The sequence below is a fragment of the Thalassospira sp. UBA1131 genome (assembly GCF_002311515.1).
Lineage (GTDB): Bacteria > Pseudomonadota > Alphaproteobacteria > Rhodospirillales > Thalassospiraceae > Thalassospira.
This window is the reverse complement of the sequence record NZ_DCAO01000045.1, coordinates 1-7,123: the sequence shown is the minus strand read 5'-3', so window position 1 is coordinate 7,123 and position 7,123 is coordinate 1. Positions and strand designations below refer to the sequence as shown.

The window sequence follows — 7,123 nt, the reverse complement described above, 5'->3', positions numbered from 1 at the left end:
TCAATCAGACCAACCCGGAAACCGGCCAGCCGTGGGGCGAACCGGAAGTGGCCGAGACCATTTCGCTTAAAGAGCTTGAGCAGGGCGATGCCCTTGATGAAAAGCGCATCGATGCCATTGTCGCCTTCCTCAAGACATTGACCGACGCGCGCTATGAACCGCTTTTGGAACAGCAGCAGGCGGCCACAGCTAACTAAGCTTTCAGCGTTTCTATCACCGCACTTTGTGCCAAGTCGCCAAGTCCGGACTTTGTTGCCATTTCGAACACTTCAAACGCACTTTGGCCAACTGGCGTCGACATGCCGAGTTCCTTGACCAAGGCAACCGCATAGGATGCATCCGTGGCGCGCAAGGCATTGGTGAAGTGGATGTTTTCGTGATGATTGCCGCTGACCATGCCAGGAACCGTCATAAGGCCGGACCCACTGGCATTTGCGCCAATGGCAAAGGTATCGGCAACGGTTTGGCCATCAAGCCCCGCCTTTTGCGCGACCGCGACCAGTTCGGCGGCGGCAGCAATATGAACAGCGCCGAGCAAGTTGTGCATCAACTTGTAAACCGTGCCGGATCCGATCGGGCCGAAATGAATGGTCTTTTTGCCGGTGTCATTGAGGATCGGGGTAATGCGATCAAGGGTTTCAGGCGCAGCTCCGATCAAAAAGATGGTGTTGCCCGCTTCAACATCGATGGGAATACCCGTTACCGGGCTATCAACATATCGTACACCAGCAGCCTCTATTGTTTTTGAAAGCTCAAGCACAAAGGCGTGCGACAGGGTGGAGCATTCAATCGCAATGCTGTCTTTTCGCATGGTGGCCAGCGCACCATCATCGCCCAGCCAAACAGAGCGTGCTGCCGCGTCATCAGACATAAATGAAATCACGGTATCGACATCTTTGGCGGCCATTGCCGGTGTGTCGCAGGCGACCGCGCCAAGGGCTACAAGCAGGTCAAGCTTGGCTTTGTTTCTGTTCCAGACCTTGACGTCATACCCCTTTGAAAGCAGGCGTTTGATCATCGCCGATGCCATGCGGCCAGCGCCAAGAAAGCCGATTGTGTGGGGCATCACTATTCCCTTCGATCTATTCGGATAAAAGAAAACGGTCCGCCGTAATGGCAGACCGTGAAAATGTGTCGGGGTGGTCTGCGATCAGATCAGGACAAGCTCACTTTGACATATTCGCCGGGGGCCGGGCCAATGACCTTAAGCTTGCCATCGCCCGGTTTGCGGGCATCGACCTTGCCGCCGGCACGACGGCCGACCCAGTTTTGCCAATCGGTCCACCAGGATCCTTCATGCTGGGCGGCCTTGGCCATCCAGTCTTCCGGGTTGGCCGGATTGCGATTGTACGTCCAATAGCAATATTTCTTGGCTGCAGGCGGGTTGACCACACCGGCAATATGCCCCGATGCCGAGAGGACGAATTTGACCTGGCCTGACATCAATTGCGTCCCGGCGTAGGTTGCCTGCCACGGTGCGATATGGTCTTCGCGGGTTGAAAGGAAATAGACCGGGATCTTGATGTCACGCAGATCAATCGGTTCGCCAAAGATCTTGATGCCGCCCGGCTCACGCAACAGGTTCTTGTTATACATATTGCGCAAATAGAAGCTGTGCATTGCCTTGGGCATGCGGGTGGAATCGGAGTTCCAATACAGCAAATCAAACGGGAACGGATCCTTGCCCAGCATGTAGTTGGACACCACAAACGACCAGATCAGATCATTGGCGCGCAGCATGTTAAACGACATCGACATATCGCGCCCGTCAAGGTAGCCCTCTTTGGACATCTTGTGTTCAAGGCTTTTGATCTGTTCGTCATCCACAAAGACCGAAAGTTCACCCGACTTTTCAAAATCGGTCAGCGTGGTCAGGAAGGTCGCGGATTTAACCCGGTCATCCCCTATTTTCGCCATATAGGCCAATGTTGAGGCCAGAAGCGTACCACCAAGGCAATAGCCGATGGCGTTGACCTCTTTCTCGCCGGTGGCCTGTTCGATCATGTCAAGGGCGGCAAGAACGCCCTCCTTGGCGTAGTCTTCAAACGATTTTTCGGCAAGTTCGCTGTCCGGGTTAACCCAGGACAGGACAAACACCGTGTGGCCCTGATCAACCGCCCATTTGATGAAGGAGTTTTCCGGGCGCAGATCAAGAATGTAGTATTTGTTGATCCATGGCGGGACGATCACAAGCGGGCGTTTTGCGACCTTGTCGGTGCTTGGCTTGTATTGCAGAAGTTCCATCAACGGCGTTTTGCCGACCACTGATCCTTCGGTGGTGGCGACGTTTTCGCCAACCTTGAAGGCATCAAGATCGGTCATGCGGATTTGCAGTTTGCCCTTGCCGCGCTCAAGGTCTTCCAGAAGGTTTTGCAAACCCTTAAGCAGGTTTTCACCACCAGATTCGATTGTGGTCCGTATGACTTCCGGGTTGGTCATCAGGAAGTTGGTCGGCGAAATCGCATCGACGAATTGACGGGTGTAAAATTCGACTTTCTGGGCGGTTTTGTCGTCAAGCCCGTCCACGTCATGGACAACGTTTTGCATCCATTGGGATGACAGCAAATATGACTGCTTGATGAAATCAAACAGTTCATTGTTTTCCCATGCCTCGTCACGGAATCGACGATCCCCCTTTTGCGGGGAGACAACCGGTTCGGCTTCTTCGCCCATCATACGCAGGGTGGTGTTGTGCCACAGGGTATAATATTGCTGCCAAAGCTCCATCTGGGCTTCGACCAGCTTGACCGGGTTTTGCATCATATGCGTGGTCAATTCGGCAAAGGCAGAGCCGATATTAAGCGGGTCCGGGTCGGATATTTCCGGATCTTCTGCCTGCTTTGCCAGGAATTCAGACACAAGTCGTTGACTTTTCTCAGCAATCTCTGCCATAGCGGCAGAGAGCTTTTCGGGATCCGGATGTTTGTTTTCAGTTTCGATGGCCTGTTGATCGCTCATGGGGCATTCCCTTATGATACCGCCGCGGATACAAGGTAACTTCAGAACATTTTTGCGTCTTTGCAATATCGCAAGACTTTTGACGTTCTATGTTCCGGGTATCCGATTGACGTTCCGGGTTGAAACTTTGCTTGATCCCAAGCTTATCATGGCCTTAGCCTAGCGCGTCGTTTAGGGGTAGTACAAGAATTATAAGGTGACGTTTTTGCGGATTGATTTAATGCAGACGTCGTCCAACTGAATTTGGAGCAGCGAAAAGAAATGGGCGTTCTGAAATCGACCACCGGGCAGGGGGCTTGGCAGGAGACTGCAAGGGGGAAGCTGCGGGTATTGCTGCAGACGGGCTCGGCCCTGGCTGTGGTGCTGACACTTGGCGCCTGTTCTTCGGTTCCCGATGCGATCAATCCGGTCGAGTGGGGCAAATCCGTCGGTGATATGTTTGATGGCGAAGATGAAGAGCGCGCCGTCAAATCCGACGAAGCCATTCCAGGTGAGGATGGCGAATACCCGAACCTTTCCGACACGCCCGCCAAACCGGTTGTCACCGGCGATGCAGAACGTGATGCACTGGTTGCCGGCCTGGCAGCAGACCGCCAGAATGCCCAGTATGAGCAGGGTGGCCGCCGTCAAAGCAGCCCGCCTGTGAACGCGCTGCAAGCCGCACCGGCAGCACCGGCGTCGCAACCCGCGATCAATCCGGCACCGACAACACCGGTTTCCAGCAGTTCGATGGCCGATACCGGCAGTTCTGCGGCGGCAACTGCCACCACGAGCGCGGTAACCTCTGCGCCAAGCGGCTCCAAGATTGCCGACGAATGGAATGCAAAATCACCTTCCAGTGGTCCGGTCCCGACGCCAGAAGCCCCGCCTGCAGCACCGACTGCGGCACAGGGGGCTGATGCCCGGGCCCAGCAGCTCGCAGCCTATGAGGCAGCACAGGCAGCGCAAAGTGGGCAGCCTGCACAACAGACAAGTGCGGGTACTCCGGCATCGTCTGGTGATCCGGTCATGGATCAGTATCAGCGTCGTCTGGCCGAAGGTCAGGGCGTCTTTGCCAACGAACCGGCGCCAGTGCAGACGCAGGAATTTGATTATTCGATGTATTCCGACAATGGTTCGGTGATCGTCGATGAAAGCCAGTTGGGCGGGGCGGAGCCGATGTATGGCGACTCCATGACTGTTGACATGACGGTCACCAACGATGCGCTGGCATCGCGCCTTGGCGTGCAGTCGATTGATCGGGTTGGTCCGGCTGTCAATGAAGTCCAGATCGCACAGATCCAGTTCGCGCACGGTTCGACCAACCTTGGTGGTGCCGATTACAACGTGCTTGAACAGGTTGCCGCAACATGGCAGCAGACCAGCGGCTTTATCCGCGTGATTGGTCATGCGTCGATGCGTACAGGCAACATGTCGCTTGAACAGCACCTGGCGGTAAACCGCCGTGTGTCCGAAGGCCGTGCGGCGGCCGTCGTGTCGCGTTTGATTGAGCTTGGCGTCAATCCGAATGCAATCTTTGTCGGGGCGGATGGCTCGGCCGATCCGCGCTACTACGAAGGCGTTCCGGCGGGCGAAGCCGGCAACCGCCGTGTCGAGATTTATCTGGATTACTGATCACGTCGATCAGAACAGTTCAGAACCAAACAGCAAAACGCGGAGGGAGAAATCCTTCCGCGTTTTTTTGCGTTTGGGCATCGTACGTGCGGGATCGGGCGTGCCGAAATGGTCGGGTTTTTGCCGTCAGCCTGACGTCACCCGGTCCTTTCCATGCCGTAAATCGCATTTATGCGTATTTTCCGCGCATTAATTCGTTGAGTATGATTTCAAGAAAAGGTACATCCTTCGAATTGTACGCTATTAATGGCCTGAATATCGGGTCTAAACGCAACTTTCGAGAAATCGAGGATATGCTTTTCGCATAAAATTCGAATTTCAGTGATTTGACGAGGAAACAGGATAATGTCGCAGGACTTCCACCGCATAAAACGTCTTCCGCCTTATGTATTCGCAGAAGTAAATGCGATGAAGGCGGCGGCGCGGCGAGCGGGGGAGGACATTATCGATTTCGGCATGGGCAACCCGGACCCGGCGACCCCACAGCATATCGTGGATAAGCTGGTTGAAACGGTCCAGAACCCGCGCACCCATGGCTATTCGATGTCGCGCGGCATTCCCGGCCTGCGCAAGGCATTGGCGGCCTATTACGGCCGTCGTTTTGGCGTGGATATTGATCCGGAAACCGAAACCGTTGTGACCCTTGGTTCCAAGGAAGGATTGGCAAACCTGGCTGCGGCGATCACAAGCCCAGGCGATATCTTTTTGGTGCCCAACCCGTCCTATCCGATCCATGCATTCGGCTTCATCATTGCCGGGGCCGCATTGCGCCATATTCCGATTGGTCACGATGATCAGGGGACATTTAATACCGAAAGCTTTATGGATCAGCTTCATCGCGCGGTGAAACACTCGGTCCCGAAACCAAGTGCAGTTGTTCTGAACTTCCCGGCCAACCCGACCGCCCTTGTGGTGGATCTGGCGTTCTACCAGGAAGTTGTCGATTTCTGCCGCAAGCATGAAATCTATGTGCTGTCGGACATTGCCTATTCCGAGATTTATTTTGATGGCAATCCGCCGCCCTCGATCCTGCAGTGTCAGGGCGCAAAGGATATCGCCGTTGAATTCTATTCGCTGTCGAAAACCTATTCGATGGCGGGCTGGCGTATCGGGTTTGCCACCGGCAATAAAAAGCTGATCAACGCACTGACCCGCATCAAGTCATATCTTGATTACGGTGCCTTTACCCCGGTTCAGGTCGCCGCAACCGCAGCCCTCAACGGTCCGCAGGATTGTGTCGAGGAATTCCGCAATCTGTACCGCGAGCGCCGCGATATCTTTATCGAAGGGGCGCAAAGTGCCGGTTGGGAAATCCCGAGCCCGGCGGCAACGATGTTTGCCTGGGCACCGATCCCCGATGCCTTTGCCGAACTGGGTTCGCTTGATTTTTCCAAGCTTCTTTTGCAGGAAGCAGGCGTTGCCGTGGCACCGGGTCTTGGCTTTGGCGAGTATGGTGATCGCCATGTGCGTATCGCGCTTGTTGAAAACAAGCACCGCATTCGTCAGGCCAATCGCAACATCAAACAGTTCTTCGCCAAGTGCCCCGATGCAGAATCTGCACGTGAACTGTTGAAGAAATCCGTCTGATATCTCATAAAGCATTCTGTGTTTCGCCCGGGACATGTCCCGGGCGTTCTGTTATCAGGGCGCAGTGATCTTTTTTGATCACGGGCGGAGCCAAAGATGTAACCACGCGACAAGGAGTTATCGTGAAAGACGTCGTCAAAATCGGTGTGGCAGGCCTTGGTACGGTCGGTGCCGGAACCGTTAAACTGCTGAGTGAACATCGCGACCTTCTGACAGACCGTTCGGGTCGCCAGATTGTCGTCACAGCGGTATCGGCGCGTGATCGAACTCGCGATCGTGGTTTTTCCACCGAAGGCCTGACCTGGTATGATGATGCCCGTGACCTTGCCGCAGACAAGGATATCGACATCCTTGTCGAACTGATCGGCGGATCGGATGGCATTGCCTATGACACCTGCAAGGCCGCCCTTGAAAACGGCAAGCACGTTGTGACCGCCAATAAGGCACTGATTGCGCTTAAGGGTGCGGAACTTGCACGGATTGCTGATGCCAACAATGTCACCATTGCCTATGAGGCGGCGGTTGCTGGCGGTATTCCGGTGATCAAGGCACTGCGTGAAGGTCTGGCTGGTAACGAGATTTCGCGCGTGACCGGTATTTTGAACGGCACGTGTAACTACATCCTGACCACCATGCGTGAACAGGGCCGTGACTTTGCCGACGTTCTGGCAGAGGCACAAAAACTTGGTTATGCCGAAGCCGATCCGACCTTTGATGTCGATGGCATTGATGCCGCGCACAAGCTTGCGATCCTGGCGAGCCTTGCCTTTGGGGTCGAAGTCGACTTTGACGCGGTTGCGGTCGAAGGCATCCGCAGCGTTTCAGCGCTTGATATCCAGCTTGCTGAAGAACTTGGGTATCGCATCAAGCTGCTTGGCATTGCCAAACAGACTGCCGAGGGCATCGAGCAGCGCGTATCCCCGGTGATGGTCGATCGTGCAACCCAGATTTCCAAGGTCGAAGG

5 protein-coding genes and 1 pseudogene are annotated in these 7,123 nt (G+C 54.9%); 4 read left to right on the top strand and 2 right to left on the bottom strand.

All coding sequences use genetic code 11. The features are described 5' to 3' along the window. Positions 1-197: pseudogene (locus tag B3Z49_RS07595) on the top strand (methylamine utilization protein MauG); the annotation flags it as partial. Here the strand turns inward: B3Z49_RS07595 and B3Z49_RS07590 are convergent. Both B3Z49_RS07590 and B3Z49_RS07585 read right to left on the bottom strand, forming a co-directional pair. Beyond that, positions 194-1,066, bottom strand: a complete 873-nt coding sequence (locus tag B3Z49_RS07590; RefSeq protein ID WP_296989562.1) for an NAD(P)-dependent oxidoreductase — start codon at positions 1,064-1,066, stop codon at positions 194-196. The pseudogene B3Z49_RS07595 and the gene B3Z49_RS07590 overlap by 4 nt on opposite strands. Before the next feature lie 89 nt (positions 1,067-1,155). Beyond that, positions 1,156-2,958, bottom strand: coding sequence for a PHA/PHB synthase family protein (locus B3Z49_RS07585; RefSeq protein ID WP_296989560.1), 1,803 nt, complete (start codon positions 2,956-2,958; stop codon positions 1,156-1,158). A 261-nt stretch (positions 2,959-3,219) separates the two neighbouring features. Here B3Z49_RS07585 and B3Z49_RS07580 point away from each other — a divergent pair, with 261 nt between their 5' ends. The 3 genes from B3Z49_RS07580 to B3Z49_RS07570 form a co-directional block, all read left to right on the top strand. Continuing rightward, the gene (locus tag B3Z49_RS07580) at positions 3,220-4,572 is read left to right on the top strand and encodes an OmpA family protein (protein WP_296989557.1); all 1,353 of its coding nucleotides are present in this window, start codon (positions 3,220-3,222) and stop codon (positions 4,570-4,572) included. Positions 4,573-4,917: 345 nt separating this feature from the next. Continuing rightward, complete coding sequence (locus B3Z49_RS07575) at positions 4,918-6,159, top strand: LL-diaminopimelate aminotransferase (RefSeq protein WP_063090045.1); 1,242 nt, start codon at positions 4,918-4,920, stop codon at positions 6,157-6,159. Between the two features lie 122 nt (positions 6,160-6,281). Then, a partial coding sequence (locus B3Z49_RS07570; protein ID WP_296989554.1) for a homoserine dehydrogenase occupies positions 6,282-7,123 on the top strand: 842 nt, incomplete at its 3' end.

Coding starts and splice junctions, on each gene's coding strand:
- B3Z49_RS07590 (WP_296989562.1), bottom strand. CDS start 1,066: ATGCCCCACACAATCGGCTTTCTTGGCGCTGGCCGCATGGCATCGGCG.
- B3Z49_RS07585 (WP_296989560.1), bottom strand. CDS start 2,958: ATGAGCGATCAACAGGCCATCGAAACTGAAAACAAACATCCGGATCCC.
- B3Z49_RS07580 (WP_296989557.1), top strand. CDS start 3,220: ATGGGCGTTCTGAAATCGACCACCGGGCAGGGGGCTTGGCAGGAGACT.
- B3Z49_RS07575 (WP_063090045.1), top strand. CDS start 4,918: ATGTCGCAGGACTTCCACCGCATAAAACGTCTTCCGCCTTATGTATTC.